This is a genomic window from Thiobacillus sp., assembly GCF_013693775.1.
Taxonomy (GTDB): Bacteria; Pseudomonadota; Gammaproteobacteria; order Burkholderiales; family Thiobacillaceae; genus Thiobacillus.
In genome coordinates this window covers 2,945,504-2,962,975 of sequence record NZ_CP059257.1, presented here as the reverse complement: position 1 = coordinate 2,962,975, position 17,472 = coordinate 2,945,504, and the positions used below count along the sequence as shown (strand labels likewise).

Below are 17,472 nucleotides of genomic sequence, written 5' to 3'. Positions count from 1 at the left end.
AAATATGGACACCGAACTCGCTCGTACTTTCCTGGCCGTGGCCGCCACCGGCAACTTCGTCGCCGCAGCAAGCCGTCTCCACATCACGCAGTCAACCGTCAGCGCGCGCATTCATACGCTGGAAACCACGCTGGGTGCACGTCTCTTCCATCGCGGACGCAATGGCGCCGAACTGACGCCTTCGGGAAAACGCTTCCTGCGCCACGCCAAGCATCTGGTCCGCACGCTGGAGCAGGCGCTGCACGACGTCGGCCTGCCGCAGGGGTTTCGCGATGTGCTGACCCTGTCCGGGCGCATCGCGCTGTGGGAAGGCTTCCTGCCGCACTGGGTGGACTGGATGCGCAAGGCCGCGCCGGACGTCTCATTGCGACTGGAAATCGGATTCGAATCCGACATCATGCAAAGCCTGATCGAAGGCACGGTGGACATCGGCGTGATGTATACCCCAACCTCGCGCCCCGGTCTGGTGGTGGAACCGCTGTTCGACGAAACCCTGCTGCTGGTGACCAACGACTTGGCGCGCGGCTGGCCGGACGAAGGCTACATCCACATCGACTGGGGCCCGGAATTTCATGCCCAATTCAGCGACCACTATCCCGATGCGCCCCCGCCTACTCTAGTCGCCAACATCGGCTGGCTGGGCGTGCAGCAGCTCCTGACCTATGGCGGCAGCGGGTATTTTCCGCAGCGCCTGGTGCGCCACTATATTGAAGACGGCCTGCTGTGGCCTGTGCCGGACAGCCCGCAGTTCAAGCTGCCCGCCTATATGGTGTTCCCGCGCGACAGCGAGAGCGACAGCGCCACCTTGAAGCGGGCGCTCGATGGCCTGCGGGAATTGGCTCAGGCGGAACAGTCGTGATACGGACGGGGTAGGCCGCATGAAGCGGCGCCTTGTGCGCGGCTTGGGCCTGCCGGCCACCGTGCTTNTTCTGACAGGCTGCTTCACCGACGCCGCGACCCGGCTGGCCTATGACATCGAGTCCGGCATGAACCGCATGAACCGGCAGAACGAAACGCGCCACAGCATCCGGCACGCGCCCGCGGAATCTAGCGAATGCGCAGGCCCTGACACCGTGCAGCTTGACAAGGTCGGAGCCTTGATCGTGTGGTGCAAGGATGCGGCCGGAAAGGTCGTCGCAAGCGGCAGCACGTCATATCACGCGCGCTTCATCGATACGCCGACAACCTACATTTTGGACAAGCCGGCCGGTTCAATCCTGATGATCGATCTGGAACGCCGCGCAGGCCGCGTGGTCGTGGCCGACATGCACTAATCCCCTCGGCAGGGCGAGACTCAACCGCCCGGCTTCCGCGCCACCAGGTCGATCAGGGCCGACATGCCATGATGATGGCTGCCCTCGCTGATGACGGACTCATGCTCGGCCAGATGCAGGATGTCCCAGTCTCCGAACCAGTCGCGCAACAGCCCGGCGGTATACATATTGGCCGCGTTGGGCGGACCGCCGGTGCCGAATTCGATCTGCTTCGGCGTGTAGCCCTGCAGGATCAGCAGCCCGCCCGGTTTGAGGCAGCGGCGGATGCCGGCGATGACGCGATCGCGCTCGGGAGGCGGCGCGAACTGGATGAAGATGGCGGCCACCAGATCGTAGGCCGCTTCCGGCCAGTTCCAGCCGAGAATGTCGACCTGCTCGAAATCCAGCGACACGCCACGGACGGCCGCCAGCTTGCGGGCCTTTTCAAGTGCCACCGGCGACACGTCGACCGCATGCACCCTGGCGCCCTGCTCGGCCAGCCACACGCCGTTGCGGCCTTCGCCGTCCGCGATGGACAAGGCCCGCATTCCGGGCTGGATGTATGCAATCTGGCTTTCGAGGAATCGGTTGGGTGCGGTGCCGAAGATGTAGTCGTCGGTGGCGTAGCGCGCGTCCCAGAAACTCGAACTCATCCCGCCATCCTCACTTGGCGTTGGCGGCGAGCAGTTTNTCGAGCTGCGCAGCCGGCACCATGCCGGGCACGCGCTGGCCGTTGGCAAAGAACAGGGTCGGCGTACCGGACACCTTCAGCTTGTTGCCCAGCGCGATGGTCTCCTCCACCGGGTTGCTGCACTTGCCGTCATTCTTGGGCACAGCACCGCTCGTGATGTAGTTTTCCCACGCCTTGTTGCGGTCGGGTGCGCACCAGATCTGTTTTGAGGTCTGGGTGGCCTGGGGATGCAGGCCCTCGATCGGATACAGGAAGGTATACACCGTGATGTTGTCGACCTTGGCGAGCTCGGCCTCGAACTTGCGGCAATAGGGGCAATCGACGTCGGAAAACAGGACCAGCTTGCGTGCGCCATTGCCCTTGACGGTTTTCAGCGCATTGCCGAACGGAAAACTGTCCCATTTCACGGCCTGCAGCTGGTTCAAACGCGCCTGGGTCAGATTGGTACGGTTCTTCAGGTCGATCACGTCGCCGGCGAACACGTATTGCGCCTTGGCATCCACATAAACCAGCTGACCGTCGAGATAGACCTCGAACAGCCCGCTGTAGGGCGTCTTCTGAACCGAGCTGATGGTGGCGCCCGGGAACTGCTGCAGCAGCGCCTTGCGGATGACCGTTTCGTTGGCCTGCGCGGTCGCGGCGAACAGCAGGGTTGCGGCCAGCGCCAGGGGNGTGAATTTCATTCGAGACTCCAAAAAACATCATAAAACCTTAGGACATCGCCTCGCGAACCAGGGCCGCCTTCATCGGCGGCAGGTGATCCACGATCCGCATCCCGGCATTGCGCAGCCAGCCGGCGCGCGTATCAGCAAACAGATGATGCAGGCCATGGGTGAGCGCCTGCATCCGCCGCACCGGTTCGGCGCGCTCGCGGGCATAGCGTTGTAACACACGGATATCACCGCAATAAGAACGGGCTGGACGCCGGGCCAGCACGTCGACCAGGATTTCGGCATCGCCGAAACCCAGATTGACACCCTGACCCGCCAACGGGTGCACGCCATGGGCCGCGTCGCCGATCAGCGCCACGCCGGGCGCGACGACGGCGTCCACCCGGATCAGCCGCAGCGGGAATGCCGCAGCGGGCGCGAGCAGACGCAGGTCGCCCAGCCGATCGTGTCCCGCCGCACGCACCTTATCGGCCAGGGCCACCCCGTCCAGGGCAAGCAGTTCGTCCGCATGCGCTGTCAGGGTTGACCAGACCATCGACATACGGTTCCCTCCCAGCGGCAGCCAGGCCAGGATATCGCTGTCGAAAAACCACTGGAACGCGGTGCCGCGATGCGGACGCTCGCATTCGAAATTAGCGACCACCCCGCTCTGGCCATAGGGCGTCAACGTCGAAGTCAGGCCGGCCCATTCGCGGATACGCGAGGCGGCGCCGTCGGCGCCGACCACAAGATCGGCCTCCAGCGTCGTGCCGTCGGCCAGCGTCAGCCGGGTGGATGCACCATCCCTGTCGAGGGATTCGATCGCGGCGGGGCAATGCAGCGCCACGTTGCCGTCGGCCTCGATCGCCTGCCACAAGGCATGCTGCAGCCGTCCGCTTTCGAGTATGGTCGCCAGATGCGACACGCCCGACTCGTAGGCATCGAGACGGATCGTGCCGTGGGCATCGCCCGTCACGTCCATGCGATACACCGGCTGGATACGATCGGCGTCCAGCCGCCGCCAGGCGCCGATGCGTTCGAGAAAGCGCTGCGGGGCCGGACTGATGGCGTAGATGCGCGTATCCCAGGTATCGGTCGGGACCTGGGGCAGCTGGCGCTCGACCAGCGCAACCCGCACGCCCTGTCGCCCGAGCGCCAGGGCGGCCGCCGTGCCCACCAGCCCGGCCCCGACGATGACGACCTGATAGCGTTCGCCGCTCATCCGCGCGCACCGAACATCATGCGCCGCGCGACGAAAGTTTTCAGCGGCGGCAAGGCTTCCAGCGCCAGCAGGCCAAGCCGCGCGCATGGCGCAGCGGCGCGACGTCGTTGGAGAACACCCGCACCAGGAAATCGGTAAAACCGAGGCCGCCCATCACGTCGGTCCGGCGTCCACGGGCATAGGCCGCCAACATAGCCGTGCCGCCTGCCTCCACCTCGGCCGTGTCACCGCACAGGTTTGCCAGTTCCCAGGCGTCGCGCAGGCCGATGTTGAACCCTGACCGGCAACCGGATGCAGCGTCTGCGCGGCATTGCCGATGCGCACCACGTGCCCGGCCACTTCGCTGCCGGTATACGCCAGCCTGAGCGGAAAGGTCTTGCGCGGGCTGGCCTGGAGGAACAGCCCCTGGCGGCCGCCGAAGTGGCGCTGCAAGGTGGCGAGAAACTCCGCGTCCGACAGGGCGGCGATGCGCTGGGCCTCGTCGCTGCGCGCAGTCCACACCAATGCGTACCGATCGTCCTTCGGCAGCAGGGCCGCCGGTCCTTCGGGGTAAAACGCTCGAAAGCCTGGTTGGCGTGCGGCAATTCGGTCTTGACGTCGCACACCACGGCCATCTGATCGTAGTCGCGTTCGAATCTGGGCGGAGGCGCCTGGTCGCCGCGCCCGCCGTCGGCGACCACCACCAGCGGCGCCGTCAGCGTACGTCCATCTGCGGCATGCAGGATCGCAACCTCGGTGCCGGACTCGATACGGTCCACCGCCACGCCATACTCGACCGCGATACCCCCATCGCCCAGCATCTGCTTCAAGACGGCGGTGAGTTCGGTGTAGGGCAGCACGTAGCCCAATGCCGGCACGCCGATTTCTTCCGCCGCAAGCCGCGCCACGCCGAGCGCACCGCGCTGGGAAATATGGATGCGGGTGATCGGCGTGACGCCGCCGAGTTTCTCCCATACGCCCAGGCGTTCGAGGATCAGTCGCGAGCCATGCGAGAGCGCCAGGGTGCGGGTATCGGCGCGCGCGTCGGCCGGCTGCGCCTCGAGCAAACGTGCGGCGATTCCCTGCTGCCGCAGCGCCAGTGCGCACACTGCCCCGACCGGGCCGGCGCCGACGACCAGGACACGGCTCACGGGTTCATCCATGCCTCGATCTCCGCGACCGTTTTCGGCGGTGTGGTCAGCACCTCGCAGCCCGACTCGGTCACCACCACGTCGTCCTCGATGCGGATGCCAATATTCCAGAATGCCTCGGGCACGTCGTCCGCCGGACGGATATAGAGGCCGGGCTCGACCGTCAGCGTCATGCCGGGCACCAGCGGTCGCCATTCGCCCTGCAGCTTGTATTCGCCGGCATCGTGCACGTCCATGCCCAGCCAGTGGCCAGTGCGGTGCATGTAGAAACGGCTGTAGCTGCCCGATTCGATCAGGCCGTCGACCTCGCCCTGGAGCAGGCCGAGGTCGACCATGCCTTGCGTCAGCACGCGCACCGCCGCCTCGTGCGGGCTGTTCCAGTGATTGCCGGGGCGCACCGTATCGATCGCCGCTGCCTGCGCGGCCAGAACCAGCTCGTAAGCATCTTTCTGCGCCGCCGAGAAGCGGCCGTTCACCGGAAAGGTGCGGGTGATGTCGGCCGCATAGCTGCCGAACTCGGCGGCGGCGTCGATCAGCAGCAGATCGCCGTCGCGCAGCGGCTTGTTGTTGAAGACGTAATGCAGCACGCAAGCGTTGGCGCCGCTGGCGACGATGGACGTGTAGGCCGGCGCTTCGGCGCCGCCGCGGCGGAAGGCCGAGAGCAGTTCCGCCTCGATCTCGTATTCATGGCCGCCCGGCCGGGTCGCGCGCATGGCAGCACGGTGCGCGCCGGTGGAGATCTCGGCGGCACGGCGCATCAGAGCCAGTTCGTGGCCATCCTTGACGAGACGCATCTCGTCCAGCCAGATGCGTGCGTCGACCATGCGGTTGGGCGCATGCACGCCACTGCGCGCCTTGCTGCGCACCGTATTGAGCCAGCCCATCACCTGCGTGTCCCAGGCCATGTCGCGGCCGATGAGGTAGGCCAGCGTCGGCTGATTCTCCAGCAGCCTGGGCAGTTCCGCATCCAGTGTGTCATACGCAAAGGTGTCGTCGAAGGCGAAGACCTCGCGGGCCGCCGCGGGCCCATAACGGAAACCGTCCCAGATTTCACGCTCCTCGTTCTTCTCGCGACAGAACAGGATGTGGCGCGATGCGGCACCNCCGACCAGCACCACCACCGCCTCCGGTTCGTTGAAACCGGTCAGCCAGTAGAAATAGCTGTCGTGTCGGTAGGGATAGTGGGTATCGCGGTTGCGTGCCACCTCCGGCGCAGTCGCGATGACCATCACGCCGTCGCCCAGCTGTTCCAGGACCCGCTCGCGGCGGGCACGATAAATGGCGGAATCAGGCTGCATGGTGTTGTCTCAGTTCCTCGTCCAGGGCCGTCAGGCGGGCCGGCGTACCGACGTCGACCCACTGCCCGGAATAATGCTCGCCACTCGCCCGCCCGGCATCGATCGCCAGCCGCAGCAGCGGTGACAGCGGCGCTTTCTCGCCCGCCATCGTGTGGGCGAACAGCGCACGATGGTAGACGCCGATGCCGGAAAAAGTGAGCCGGGCCGGGTTTGGGGTCAGCGGCGTATCGGCGTTTCTCACCCGGCTGCCGTCGAGTACGAAATCCCCGTTCGGATGATGCGGCGGATTGTCGACCAGCACCAGATGGGCCTGGTCGTGGCCCGCGGCGAGCCGCGCCAGCGGTTCGGCAAGCCGGCTGAAATCAAATTCGCAGTAAATGTCGCCATTGACCACGGGGAATACCTCGCTCTCGATCAAGGGAAGCGCGGTGGCGATTCCGCCCGCGGTTTCCAGCGCACTGACTTCGCGCGAATACTCGATCGACACGCCGAACGCGGCGCCGTTCCCCAGCGCATCCTCGATCTGCTGGCCGAGATGGGCATGGTTGATGACGATATGGTTGAACCCAGCCGCACGCAGGCGCTCGATATGCCAGACGAGCAGCGGCTTGCCGCCGACCGTCAGCAACGGCTTGGGCGTGTGGTCGGTGAGCGGGCGCATGCGCTCGCCGCGGCCGGCGGCGAGGATCATGGCGGTTTTTACGTGAACAGCATTCAACACGAATGGCCCGTTAGAGTTGCCAATCTGATTTGACACACAGGAATGGAAGCCCAAATAGTAATCGCAAATCCCCAGTCATCGCCGCCCTGGTCTCGACTTTCTCCCCTTACAGCCCCGCCGAAAATCGGGGATGTCGGGGTGCCCTTCTTTGGTTACTTTTCTTGGGCAAGCAAGAAAAGTGACTTGCCACCGGGCAACCCCGGCCAACGACCAGTTGGCTTGTGAAGGCCCTTCGACGAGCTCAGGGCGAACGGCGCTGAGGGCAGCACTCGATCGCTAGAACGTATACCCCACCTTCACTTCCCGGTTCTCCAGTCCATCCAGCAAGAACAGCAGCGGCTTCAGTTCGTCATACCGCTCGCACACCTTGCGCAGGTAATGCATCACCCGCGGCATGTCCTTCAGGTAACCATCCTTGCCATCCCGGTGATAGAGCCGCGCAAAGATGCCGAGCACCTTGATCTGGCGCTGCGCACCCATCCATTCGAAGTCGCGCCAGAAGTCGCCGAAGTCCTCGCGCACCGGCAGGCGGGCGGCACGGGCCTTCTCCCAGTAGCGGATCACCCAGTCGAGCTGCATCTCCTCGTCCCACTGGATGTAGGCGTCGCGGTAGATCGAGGCGAGGTCGTAGGTAATGGGGCCGTAGACCGCATCCTGGAAGTCGAGAATACCGGGGTTGGGCTCGCTCACCATCAGGTTGCGCGAATGCCAGTCGCGATGCACGTAGACCTGTGGCTGCGCCAGATTGTTGGCGAGGAGGCGCCCGAACACGGTCTCGAGGATGGCTTTCTGCTCGTCCTTCATGGCGACGCCCAGGTGTTTCGCCACGTACCACTCGGGAAACAGCATCAGTTCGCGGGTCAGCAGCGCGCGATCATAGTCCGGCAGCACACCGGGACGGCTCGCCTGCTGGATGCGGATTAGCGCGCCGTTAGACGCCAGGTACAGCTCGCGCGCAGTGCTTTCGTTCAAGGCCGACAGGTAGGTGGTGTTGCCCAGATCGGTCAGCAGCAGAAAGCCCCGGTCGAGGTCTTGTGCCAATACCTGCGGCACATTGACGCCGGCATCGGCAAACAGCCGGGCGACGGCAATGAATGGCCGGCAATCCTCGTGCGCCGGCGGGGCGTCCATCACGATATAATCGCGGCCTTTGGCAGTAACGCGAAAATAGCGGCGAAAGCTGGCGTCCGCCGACGCCGGGGCGATGTCCAGCGACCCGCCTCCCAGTTGTCGGGTGGCCCAGTCCTGTAAAGCTTGCAAACGTTCCACTGCCACACTGCTCCGAATAACGCTGTTTCTGATAACCCTGGCCCGGATTTTACATCGCTTGTCCACCTTGCCCGGCTTTACGCTCGTTGTCCTGTTGCTGACTGCCGGTTCCGCGGCGGCGGACGGGCTCGTTCTGAAGAAGGACGTCGAACTGAAAGGCTCGACGGCGGCGGGCAAGGCGGGGCCGCTCTTCCTCACTGCGGACAAGATCGAATCGACCGCTCCCGATGTCATCGAAGCCAGCGGCAAGGTGGCGGCCCGCCAGGCCGGACAGAATTTCTTCGCCGACTGGCTGCGCTACGACACCACGCAGAATCGGGTGGAAGCCCGCGGTCGGGTTCGCCTGGAACAGCCCGCGCTGTTGGTGGATGGCGATGCGCTCGAACTCGACCTGGACGACTACAGCGGCGAACTCGACCAGCCGGTCTACCATTTGGTCGCGCAGAATGGCCGAGGCGACGCCAGTCACATCGACTTCATCGACAAGGAGCACTACAAGCTGCAGGAGGCCACCTACACGACCTGCCCGGTGGACAACGACGACTGGTTTCTCGAGGTGGACGACCTCGACATCGACAAGAGCCGCAACGTGGGAACGGCACGCAACGCCTCGCTCCATTTCCTCGGCGTGCCGATCCTGTATACGCCCTGGATGGATTTCCCGCTCAACGACGTACGCAAGAGTGGCGTGCTGGCGCCCACCTTCGGCACTACCCAGCGCAGCGGTGTCGACTTTCTGGTGCCCTACTACCTCAACCTCGCACCCAACTATGACGCCACGCTGTATCCGCGCCTGCTGTCCAAGCGCGGCGTACAACTGGGCGGTGAATTCCGCTACTTGCTGAACGACGTCCATGGCGTGAACCGGCTGGAATACCTGCCCAACGACAACGTCGCAGGTCGTTCGCGCTGGAGCGCCGCGTTGAACAACATCTATCGCCTGAACGACACGACCGAGGCCGGCATGCTGTTCAATCGCGTGTCCGACAACGATTATTTCCGCGACCTGTCCAACCTGCTGGCCGTCACATCGCTCACCCAGCTCAACCGCGAATTCTGGCTGAGTACCCAGCACACCAACTGGACCGCGGATATTCGCGCGCAAAGCTACCAGACCCTGCAGGACTCCACCTCCGCCACACCCATTCTCGAACCTTACGCACGGCTGCCGCAGGCCNGCCTGGGCATCTCGAAAACGTTCGAGAACGGACTGGAATTCAAGATGGATAGCGAAGCCACCCATTTCGCCCATCCCACCCTGGTCGAAGGTACGCGGGTGCTGGCCTATCCGACGCTACGCCTGCCGCTCACCAACTCGTTCGGATTCCTCACGCCGCAGATCGGCTGGCACAGCACCTACTATGCGCTGGACAATCGTGCACCGGTGCAACACATCAGCCGCAGCCTGCCCATCTTCAGCCTGGACAGCGGCGTGACCTTCGAGCGTCCGTTCCACTTTGCCAGCCAGGATTACACGCAGACGCTGGAACCGCGCGCCTACTATGTCTACGCACCCTACCGCGACCAATCGAATATTCCGGTGTTCGATACTGCGCTGCTGGATTTCAGCTACGCACAGATGTTCACCGAGAACCAGTTCATCGGCGGCGACCGCGTCAACGACGCCAACCAGCTGACGGTTGCCGTCACCAGCCGGTTCACCGAGGCGGCCAGCGGGTTGGAACGGCTGCAGGTCACCCTCGGCCAGCGCTATTATTTCGGCACGCAGCAGGTCACCCTGCCCGGCATCGCGCCGCGCACCAGCAATGCCACCGACCTGCTGGCCGCCATCAGCGGACAGGTCACGCGTAGCTGGCGCATCGACACGGCATGGCAGTTCGACACCCAGAACGGCGCCACCATCCGCCAGAACCTCGGCGCGTCCTATCGGCCCAGCCCCGGCCGCGTGATAAACCTGGGTTACCGCTTCATCGATCAGACCACGGAACAGGTCGACCTGTCCGCGCAGTGGCCGCTCGCCCAGCGCTGGTACGGCATGTTCCGCTACAACTATTCCTTCAAGGACAACAAGCTGGTCGAAGGCCTGGCCGGGTTTGAATACAATGGCGGATGCTGGGCGTTGCGCGCGGTGCTGCAACGACTGGCAACCAAGGAAAACCAGTCCACCGATGCGTTGTTCTTCCAGCTGGAGTTGAACGGAATGGGGCGCATCGGCTCCAATCCGCTCGACGTTTTGAAACATAGTGTTCCCGGATACAGGCCTAGCAATGAAATTATTCAAACGCCCTGAATGGCGCCGCCCGCACTGGGTCCTGGCGCTGCTGATTGCCGTGTCGGTCCTGTCGCCGGCCCATGCCGCCGTGCAGGAACTCGATCACATCGTCGCCGTCGTCAACGACGAAGTCATCACGCGCCAGGAACTGGCCCGGCGCTACGACGAGGTCGTGCACAACCTGTCACGGCAGAACACCCCGCTGCCGCCGCGCGAGGTACTGGAGAAACAGCTGCTCGAGCGCATGGTGACCGAACTTGCGCTGCAGCAGCATGCGCGCGCCACCGGCATTCGGGTCGACCCGACGCAGGTCGAGCATGCCCTGCAGCGCATCGCCGCCCAGAACAAGCTCGACATGGCCGGGTTGCAGGCCGCCCTTGAGAAGGACGGCCAGAGCCTCGACAGCATGCGCAACACCATCCGCAACGAACTCCTGATTGCCCGCGCGCGCGAACGCGACGTCGACAACCGCATCTCCGTCAGCGACGCCGAAATCGAAGGCTATCTGCAGACGCAGGCCCAGCAAGGCGTGGAAACCGAATACAACTTCGCCCACATTCTGGTCACCGTACCGGAAAACGCCTCACCCGAGCAGATCCAGGCACGCCACGCGCGTGCCGAGGACATCGTCGCCCAGCTTGCCAAGGGCGCCGATTTCGCCCAGATGTCGGCCAGCTATTCCGACGCCTCCAACGCGCTGCAGGGCGGTGAATTCGGCTGGCGCGCCAGCGGCAAGATTCCGACCCTGTTCGCCGATGCGCTGAAATCGATGCAGCCGGGCCAGATCAGCCCGATCCTGCGAAGCAGTAATGGTTTCCACATCCTCAAGCTCATCGACAAACGCGGACTCGATGCCACGCTCACCGTGACGCAGACGCACGCGCGCCACATCCTCATCAAGACCAACGAACTCACCTCGGAAGCCGACGCCCGCAACCGCCTGCTGCAACTCAAGGAACGCATCGAAAACGGCGCGAAATTCGAGGACATGGCGCGTCTGCAATCCGAGGATGCCAGCGCCTCCAAAGGCGGCGACCTCGGCTGGATCAATCCGGGCGACACCGTCCCCGAATTCGAGAAAGCCATGAACGCGCTGAAGCCCGGCCAGATCAGCGACCCCATCCAGACCCCTTTCGGCTGGCACCTGATCCAGGTCCTTGAGCGACGCAATCAGGACGTCACGCAGGAACGCCAGAAGCTGCTGGCGCGCCAGGCCATCCGCGAACGCAAGGGCGATGAGGCCTTCCAGGACTGGGTGCGCCAGATCCGCGACGCGGCCTATGTCGAAATCCGCCCGATCGACTGACCGGCCCGGATTACGCGAAGAAGCCGTGGATTTGCCCCACCTCGCCCTGACGGCAGGCGACCCCGCGGGAATCGGGCCCGACCTGTGCATCGCCCTGTCGCAGCATCCCCTGCCATGCCGGCTGTCGGTCCTCGGCGACGTCGACGTGCTGCGCGACCGTGCGGCCCGGCTCGGCATCGCGGTCGACTTCAGCTGCGGCGACACTGCGCCGGCGCACCAGCCCGGCTGGCTGCNNGTGCGCCACATTCCCGCCGCCGTCCCCGTTACGGCGGGCACGCTCGACACCCGCAATAGCGCCCATGTGCTGGCCCTGCTCGACGCTGCCCTCGCAGGCTGCCTCGATGGATCATTTCACGCCGTCGTCACGGCGCCGGTGCACAAGGGCATTATCAACGATGCCGGTTTCGCCTTCACGGGCCATACCGAATACCTGGCCGACCGCAGCGGCACACACCGGGTCGTCATGATGCTCGCCGGCGGCGGCCTGCGCGTCGCACTCGCCACTACCCATCTGCCCTTGCGCGCCGTCGCCGACGCCATCACGCCCGACCTGCTCGTCGAGGTGATCCGCATCCTGCATGCCGATCTGCAACGCAGATTCGGCATCGCCCGGCCGCGGATCGCCGTCGCCGGCCTCAATCCCCACGCCGGCGAATCCGGCCACTTGGGACGCGAGGAGATCGACGTCATCGAACCCGTGCTCGACCACCTCCGCAGCGAAGGCCTGGACCTCGTCGGCCCCCAGCCCGCCGACACGCTTTTCTCGCGCATTCGCCACGAGCCCTGCGACGCCGTGCTGGCGATGTATCACGACCAGGGCCTGCCGGTGCTCAAGTACGCCAGCTTCGGCGCCGGCGTGAACGTAACGCTCGGGCTGCCGTTCATTCGCACCTCGGTCGACCACGGCACCGCGCTCGACCTCGCCGGCAGCGGGCGCGCAGAGGTGGGCAGCCTGCTTGCGGCAATCGACATGGCACTGGAGATGGTGAACAGCGAGCGGTAAGCCGTGAGCGGACACGAACTACCACTCACTGCTTACCGCTCTCCGCTTACCCAATGCACACCCCGCAAACGCTTCGGCCAGAATTTCCTCATCGACGACGGCATCATCCACGCCATCGTCAACGCCATCCATCCGCAACCGACCGACATCGTCGTCGAGATCGGTCCCGGCCTCGGCGCGCTCACCCAGCCGCTGCTCGAACGCCTGCCGCACCTGCATGCCGTCGAACTCGACCGTGACATCGTCGCGCGCCTGCAAAAGCGATGGCCGGCCGAGCGCCTCACCGTACACAGTTGCGACGCGCTGAAATTCGATTTTGCGCAGCTTGGCCACGACCTGCGCATCGTCGGCAACCTGCCGTACAACATTTCCACGCCGTTGCTGTTCCACCTGATGGATTTCTCCGCGCGCATCCGCGACATGACTTTCATGCTGCAGAAGGAAGTCGTCGAACGCATGGTCGCCGCGCCGTCCACCCCGACTTCGGACGGCTGTCGATCATGCTGCAGCGCCGTTTCCACCTCGAATGGCTGCTCGACGTCCCGCCCACCGCCTTCGACCCGCCGCCCAAGGTCGACTCCGCCGTGGTCCGGCTGATCCCCAAGACGCCGGCCGAAATCGTCCCGCTCGACGAGGCGCTGTTTTCGCGTGTCGTCGCCGCCGCGTTCTCGCAACGCCGGAAAACGCTCAGGAACACCCTCGGCAGCCTGGTGAAGCCGGAAGACTTTACTAGGCTCGGCATCGATGCGGGGTTGCGCGCTGAAGCCCTGGCCGTGGCCGACTTTGAAGCCCTCGCCTTGCACCTGGCCAAGCGGCCCGATTAAGCGCCCCGGTCCATGACGGCCCGAATCCCGTAGACTTGCGCGTTCCGGCAGAGACCCCATGCTTATTGGTGCCGGAACCAACTTGCACATCGCGCTCCTAACGAAAACGCCATATTGCACCGCCTGTTTCAACCTGCCTGAAAGGAATCCCCATGCACAAGCCATACGTCGTCTTTCCCCTGCTGGCCGCCTTGCTGCTTTCCGCCTGCGCGACCAACGACCTGGGCGAGCCGCGCGATCTGAACAAGACTCAGACGGGAGCAATCATCGGCACGGTCAGCGGCGCCGCGCTCGGCGCGATCATCAACCACAGGAACCGCGGCAAGGGTGCGTTGATCGGCGCGGTCGGCGGCGGCCTCACGGGCGCTGGCGTCGGCTACTACATGGACCAGCAGGCCAAGGATCTACAGAAGCAGTTGCAGCCGGAAATCCAGCGCGGCGACATCAGCGTGGAGAAACGCNCCGGGGACAACGCCCTACTGGTCAGCATGACGTCCAACACCGGCTTCGACACCAACTCCGCCGTCCTGAAACCGGGCTATCTCCCGACGCTGAACAAGATCGCCCATGTGCTGAATCAATATGGCAAGACGACGGTGACCGTGATCGGCCACACCGACAGCGTGGGCACGCACACCTACAACCAGGCCTTGTCCGAACGGCGCGCGCAGTCGGTGCTGGATTACTTCGCCACCCAGAACGTCAATCCGCTGCGCCTGGAGTCCTACGGCAAAGGCGAAACGGAACCGCGCGCGGATAACGCCACCGAAGCCGGCCGCCAGTTGAATCGCAGGGTCGAATTATGGATCCTCCCGGTGGTCGCCAATTGAATCCGCACCCTGTCCAGGCGCCCGCTATGATCGACCACCCCACACACTTCAATCAGGCCATGGCCTTGTTCGACGCCGCCAATGCGGAAGATCCCAACCTGGACGAAGGCCAGCCGAAAGAGCTGCTGTACGGCCGCCGCATGTCGGAGATGATCGGCCGCTTTGCGCCGGACGCATCAGAGGCGGCGCAGCTGGCGGTACGTGCCCAGCACATCCGTCGCTGGACGGTGCCGCGCAACAGTTACCCAATGACCAAGGAGGGCTACCATGCGTGGCGCACCGGCCTCTATACCTTCCACGCCAATACCGCCGGCGACCTGATGCGTCAGGCCGGTTACGACGAGGCCATGATCGAACGCGTCAAGAAAGCGGTGGGCAAGCGCGGCATCAAAGTCAATCCGGACTCGCAATTGCTGGAAGACGTCGCCAACCTCGTGTTCATCGAACACTACATGCTGGCGTTTGCCCAGAGCAAACCCGATTACGACGAGGCGAAATGGCTGGAGATCATCCGCCGCACCTGGGGCAAGATGTCGAAGCACGCGCAGGCCTTCGCGTTGTCCGGCCAACTCCGATTGCCGGAGCCGTTGGTGCCGCTGATTACGAAGGCGATTGGCGGGGCGTGAGTGGTGAGTAGAAAATTCTACTTGCTACTTGCTACTTGCTACTGACCCCTCGCTCCATCCCGCCGTGCCCTTCTGGATGAACTCGATCGGGTAGCCGTCCGGATCCTCGATGAAGGCAATGACCGTCGTGCCGTGCGACATCGGCCCGGCCGGGCGCAGCACCTTGCCGCCCTTGGCCGCAGCGGCGTCGCATGCGGCGTAGGCATCGTCCACCTCAATGGCGATATGGCCGTAGCCGCTGCCGACCTCATATTTCTCGACGCCCCAGTTGTAGGTCAGTTCAAGCACGGCGGCCTTGTCTTCGCTATCGTAGCCGACGAAGGCCAGGGTGAACTTGCCGCCGGGATAATCCTTGCGGCGCAGCAGCTGCATGCCGAGGACGTTGGTGTAGAAATCGATCGAGCGGTCGAGATCGCCCACTCGCAGCATGGTATGAAGGATTCGCATGATGGTTACACCTGGCTGGTGTTATACAAGAAACAGGGAGTTACCCATTGTGCGCAACTCGGCGCGCCTTGCCAATGCATCGGGGCACAGCTCGGCAACCACTGCCCAGAAACGCGGCGAATGGTCGAGATGGACGAGATGGGCCAGCTCGTGCGCGGCGACGTAGTCGATGAGCGTGAGCGGCGCCTGCACCAGCCGCCAGTTGAGGCGGATATGGCCGCGCCGGGTGCAGCTGCCCCATTGCGTCCGCGCGTCGGACAAGGCGAAACGGCTGGGTCCGCGCCCCAGCCTGCGTGCGATGCGCGCAAGCCGCCAGGCCAGCAAACGTTCGGCACGGGCAATCAACCAGTCGCGTACGAGTTCTCCGGCATCCGCGTCCAGCGGCGCATAGACCCGCAGGGTGTTGCCGTGCCGGCGTATCTCGTGAAACAGCGAGGACCGGACATCGAGCCTCAACCTGCGTCCCAGATAGCGCAGTTCGTTCGCAGGCGCCGATTCCGCTTGCCGAACGTGTGCATGCATGCGCGCCCAGGTCCGATGCAACCAGTCATGCTGTTGCAGCACATAAGTTTCGATTTCGGCACGCGGGGTCCAGCTCGGGGCATGGATGCGCACTTCGTGCGCGGTAACGGTCAAGCCCAGCGTGCGGCGGCGGCGCGAACGTCGCAACAGATAGGGAACGGCGGCGTCGCCGATCTGCAGGACGCCGCTATTGGCGTGCGGCAGCAGGAGGCAGCCTCCCCATTTCGGTTTCGATCCAGGCCTCGACCATGCGCGTGAGTTCGGCGGCGCTCTTGCCTTGGGTAGGAATCGCCGGCCCGATGCGCACGGTCACCGTGCCGGGATGCTTGATGAAGGCATTCTTCGGCCACACTTCGCCGGCATTGTGCGCCACCGGCACGATGGGCGCCCCGGTTTCGGCCGCCAGCCAGCTGCCGCCGATGCCGTACTTGCCCTTTCACCCGGCGCCACGCGCGTGCCTTCGGGGAACACCAGCACCCAGAACCCCTGTGCCAGCTTCTCCCTGCCCTGGCTGACGATCTGCTTCAGCGCCTCGCGCCCGGCGCTGCGGTCGATGGCGATGGGCGAAAGCATGCGGAATGCCCAGCCGAAGAACGGCAGCTTCAGCAGTTCCTGCTTGATCACCGGCGAGACCGGCGGAAACAGACACAGGAAGGCCACGGTCTCCCAGGCCGACTGATGCTTGGCGAGGATGACGGCGGGTTGCGCGGGCAGGTTCTCACGCCCCTCCACCACATAGCGGATCCCCACGACCCAGCTTGCCAGCCAGATCACGGTATGGTTGTAGCCGGTAATCAAGCGGTAGCGCGTGTGCGCCGAAAAGGGAAGCTGAAGAACGCCACCATACTGAAGAAAATCGTCAGCGCAGTCTGCAGGACCGCGAAAATCACCGACCGGATCAGGCTCATGCCGCAGTCTTGAGCAGGTGATCGACAGCCTCGCCCAGGTCGGCGTAGACCGGCGTGTTCTCGGGCAGCCCGCCGGCCGCCAGGGTCCGCTCGCCTTTCCCGGTGCGCACCAGCAACGGGCTTGCCCCCACGCTGGCGGCCGCCAGCAGATCACGCAGCGAATCGCCTATCGCCGGAACGTCCCGCAGGTCACGCCCGTAACGTGCCGCGATCTCGTCGAACAAGCCTGGCTTGGGCTTGCGGCAGCCGCAGTTCATGTCGGCCGCATGCGGGCAGTAGAACACCGCCTCGATACGCCCGCCCGCCTGCGACACCGCCTTGTGCATCTTGGCGTGGATGGCGTTCAACGTCGCCATCTCGAACAGCCCGCGCGCCAGCCCGGACTGATTGGTCGCCACCACCACGCGCCAACCCTCGCGTGTCAATCGCGCGATCGCCTCCAGACTGCCGGGAATGGGTTTCCATTCGTCCGGAGACTTGATGAACTGGTCGGAGTCGAAATTGATGACGCCGTCGCGGTCGAGAATGATGAGCTTCAT

Annotated in this window: 18 protein-coding genes and 2 pseudogenes; 8 read left to right on the top strand and 12 right to left on the bottom strand. The window is 64.5% G+C overall.

From position 1 onward, the window contains the following. Nucleotides 1-4: 4 nt before the first annotated feature. Both HZY77_RS14595 and HZY77_RS14590 read left to right on the top strand, forming a co-directional pair. Nucleotides 5-859, top strand: coding sequence for a LysR family transcriptional regulator (locus HZY77_RS14595; protein ID WP_296629677.1), 855 nt, complete (start codon nucleotides 5-7; stop codon nucleotides 857-859). Nucleotides 860-878: 19 nt separating this feature from the next. Further along, nucleotides 879-1,274, top strand: a complete 396-nt coding sequence (locus HZY77_RS14590) for a hypothetical protein (RefSeq protein WP_296816276.1) — start codon at nucleotides 879-881, stop codon at nucleotides 1,272-1,274. Between the two features lie 20 nt (nucleotides 1,275-1,294). Here the strand turns inward: HZY77_RS14590 and HZY77_RS14585 are convergent, their stop codons facing one another. The 8 genes from HZY77_RS14585 to HZY77_RS14555 all read right to left on the bottom strand — a co-directional run bounded on the left by HZY77_RS14585 (nucleotide 1,295) and on the right by HZY77_RS14555 (nucleotide 8,234). Continuing rightward, nucleotides 1,295-1,906, bottom strand: coding sequence for a class I SAM-dependent methyltransferase (locus HZY77_RS14585; protein ID WP_296816273.1), 612 nt, complete (start codon nucleotides 1,904-1,906; stop codon nucleotides 1,295-1,297). Between the two features lie 10 nt (nucleotides 1,907-1,916). Next, nucleotides 1,917-2,627 carry a DsbC family protein gene (locus tag HZY77_RS14580; protein WP_296816271.1) on the bottom strand — a complete coding sequence of 237 codons (711 nt, stop codon included), beginning with the start codon at nucleotides 2,625-2,627 and terminating at the stop codon, nucleotides 1,917-1,919. Between the two features lie 28 nt (nucleotides 2,628-2,655). After that, entirely contained in the window at nucleotides 2,656-3,816 is a 1,161-nt protein-coding gene (locus HZY77_RS14575) for a UbiH/UbiF family hydroxylase (protein ID WP_296816269.1), read from the bottom strand. Between the two features lie 40 nt (nucleotides 3,817-3,856). Then, complete coding sequence (locus HZY77_RS17915; RefSeq protein WP_363153869.1) at nucleotides 3,857-4,009, bottom strand: hypothetical protein; 153 nt, start codon at nucleotides 4,007-4,009, stop codon at nucleotides 3,857-3,859. A 31-nt stretch (nucleotides 4,010-4,040) separates the two neighbouring features. Then, nucleotides 4,041-4,958 (bottom strand): FAD-dependent monooxygenase, encoded by a 918-nt coding sequence (locus HZY77_RS14570; RefSeq protein ID WP_363153867.1) that lies wholly within the window; start codon nucleotides 4,956-4,958, stop codon nucleotides 4,041-4,043. Beyond that, nucleotides 4,943-6,244 carry an aminopeptidase P N-terminal domain-containing protein gene (locus HZY77_RS14565; protein ID WP_296816264.1) on the bottom strand — a complete coding sequence of 434 codons (1,302 nt, stop codon included), beginning with the start codon at nucleotides 6,242-6,244 and terminating at the stop codon, nucleotides 4,943-4,945. Before HZY77_RS14565 ends, HZY77_RS14570 begins: the two co-directional genes overlap by 16 nt. After that, the gene (gene murU / locus HZY77_RS14560) at nucleotides 6,234-6,935 is read right to left on the bottom strand and encodes an N-acetylmuramate alpha-1-phosphate uridylyltransferase MurU (RefSeq protein ID WP_296816261.1); all 702 of its coding nucleotides are present in this window, start codon (nucleotides 6,933-6,935) and stop codon (nucleotides 6,234-6,236) included. Before murU ends, HZY77_RS14565 begins: the two co-directional genes overlap by 11 nt. 306 nt (nucleotides 6,936-7,241) lie before the next feature. Next, nucleotides 7,242-8,234, bottom strand: coding sequence for a phosphotransferase (locus HZY77_RS14555; protein ID WP_296816258.1), 993 nt, complete (start codon nucleotides 8,232-8,234; stop codon nucleotides 7,242-7,244). A gap of 58 nt (nucleotides 8,235-8,292) precedes the next feature. Between HZY77_RS14555 and HZY77_RS14550 the strand changes: the two genes are divergently transcribed. From HZY77_RS14550 to HZY77_RS14525, 6 genes and pseudogenes are all read left to right on the top strand, one after another. Beyond that, nucleotides 8,293-10,485 carry an LPS-assembly protein LptD gene (locus HZY77_RS14550; RefSeq protein ID WP_296816254.1) on the top strand — a complete coding sequence of 731 codons (2,193 nt, stop codon included), beginning with the start codon at nucleotides 8,293-8,295 and terminating at the stop codon, nucleotides 10,483-10,485. Next, on the top strand, nucleotides 10,463-11,773 hold the full coding sequence (locus HZY77_RS14545) for a peptidylprolyl isomerase (protein ID WP_296629659.1): 1,311 nt from the start codon (nucleotides 10,463-10,465) through the stop codon (nucleotides 11,771-11,773). Before HZY77_RS14550 ends, HZY77_RS14545 begins: the two co-directional genes overlap by 23 nt. A 25-nt stretch (nucleotides 11,774-11,798) precedes the next feature. Then, nucleotides 11,799-12,776 (top strand): 4-hydroxythreonine-4-phosphate dehydrogenase PdxA, encoded by a 978-nt coding sequence (gene pdxA / locus HZY77_RS14540; protein WP_296816251.1) that lies wholly within the window; start codon nucleotides 11,799-11,801, stop codon nucleotides 12,774-12,776. Between the two features lie 3 nt (nucleotides 12,777-12,779). Beyond that, nucleotides 12,780-13,600: pseudogene (gene rsmA / locus HZY77_RS14535) on the top strand (16S rRNA (adenine(1518)-N(6)/adenine(1519)-N(6))-dimethyltransferase RsmA). 152 nt (nucleotides 13,601-13,752) lie between these two features. Next, nucleotides 13,753-14,430, top strand: coding sequence for an OmpA family protein (locus tag HZY77_RS14530; RefSeq protein WP_296816248.1), 678 nt, complete (start codon nucleotides 13,753-13,755; stop codon nucleotides 14,428-14,430). A gap of 26 nt (nucleotides 14,431-14,456) precedes the next feature. Next, nucleotides 14,457-15,056: a DUF4202 domain-containing protein gene (locus HZY77_RS14525; RefSeq protein ID WP_296816244.1), complete on the top strand. Its 600-nt coding sequence runs from the start codon at nucleotides 14,457-14,459 to the stop codon at nucleotides 15,054-15,056. 24 nt (nucleotides 15,057-15,080) lie between these two features. Here HZY77_RS14525 and gloA read toward each other — a convergent pair whose 3' ends face one another. From gloA to gmhB, 4 genes and pseudogenes are all read right to left on the bottom strand, one after another. Then, the gene (gene gloA, locus HZY77_RS14520) at nucleotides 15,081-15,503 is read right to left on the bottom strand and encodes a lactoylglutathione lyase (protein WP_296816242.1); all 423 of its coding nucleotides are present in this window, start codon (nucleotides 15,501-15,503) and stop codon (nucleotides 15,081-15,083) included. Between the two features lie 21 nt (nucleotides 15,504-15,524). Beyond that, a complete protein-coding gene (locus tag HZY77_RS14515) occupies nucleotides 15,525-16,139 on the bottom strand; it encodes a SprT family zinc-dependent metalloprotease (protein WP_296816240.1) in 615 nt (204 codons plus the stop codon). Between the two features lie 73 nt (nucleotides 16,140-16,212). After that, nucleotides 16,213-16,933: pseudogene (locus HZY77_RS14510) on the bottom strand (lysophospholipid acyltransferase family protein). After that, nucleotides 16,930-17,472 carry a D-glycero-beta-D-manno-heptose 1,7-bisphosphate 7-phosphatase gene (gene gmhB / locus HZY77_RS14505; RefSeq protein ID WP_296629645.1) on the bottom strand — a complete coding sequence of 181 codons (543 nt, stop codon included), beginning with the start codon at nucleotides 17,470-17,472 and terminating at the stop codon, nucleotides 16,930-16,932. The pseudogene HZY77_RS14510 and the gene gmhB overlap by 4 nt, the downstream one beginning before the upstream one ends.

What these genes read in the sequence shown, in the direction of transcription:
- murU (WP_296816261.1), bottom strand. Translation starts at nt 6,935, where the DNA reads ATGATCCTCGCCGCCGGCCGCGGCGAGCGCATGCGCCCGCTCACCGAC.
- HZY77_RS17915 (WP_363153869.1), bottom strand. Translation starts at nt 4,009, where the DNA reads ATGTTGGCGGCCTATGCCCGTGGACGCCGGACCGACGTGATGGGCGGC.
- HZY77_RS14570 (WP_363153867.1), bottom strand. Translation starts at nt 4,958, where the DNA reads ATGGATGAACCCGTGAGCCGTGTCCTGGTCGTCGGCGCCGGCCCGGTC.
- HZY77_RS14575 (WP_296816269.1), bottom strand. Translation starts at nt 3,816, where the DNA reads ATGAGCGGCGAACGCTATCAGGTCGTCATCGTCGGGGCCGGGCTGGTG.
- gmhB (WP_296629645.1), bottom strand. Translation starts at nt 17,472, where the DNA reads ATGAAGCTCATCATTCTCGACCGCGACGGCGTCATCAATTTCGACTCC.
- gloA (WP_296816242.1), bottom strand. Translation starts at nt 15,503, where the DNA reads ATGCGAATCCTTCATACCATGCTGCGAGTGGGCGATCTCGACCGCTCG.
- HZY77_RS14585 (WP_296816273.1), bottom strand. Translation starts at nt 1,906, where the DNA reads ATGAGTTCGAGTTTCTGGGACGCGCGCTACGCCACCGACGACTACATC.
- HZY77_RS14595 (WP_296629677.1), top strand. Translation starts at nt 5, where the DNA reads ATGGACACCGAACTCGCTCGTACTTTCCTGGCCGTGGCCGCCACCGGC.
- HZY77_RS14545 (WP_296629659.1), top strand. Translation starts at nt 10,463, where the DNA reads ATGAAATTATTCAAACGCCCTGAATGGCGCCGCCCGCACTGGGTCCTG.
- HZY77_RS14525 (WP_296816244.1), top strand. Translation starts at nt 14,457, where the DNA reads ATGATCGACCACCCCACACACTTCAATCAGGCCATGGCCTTGTTCGAC.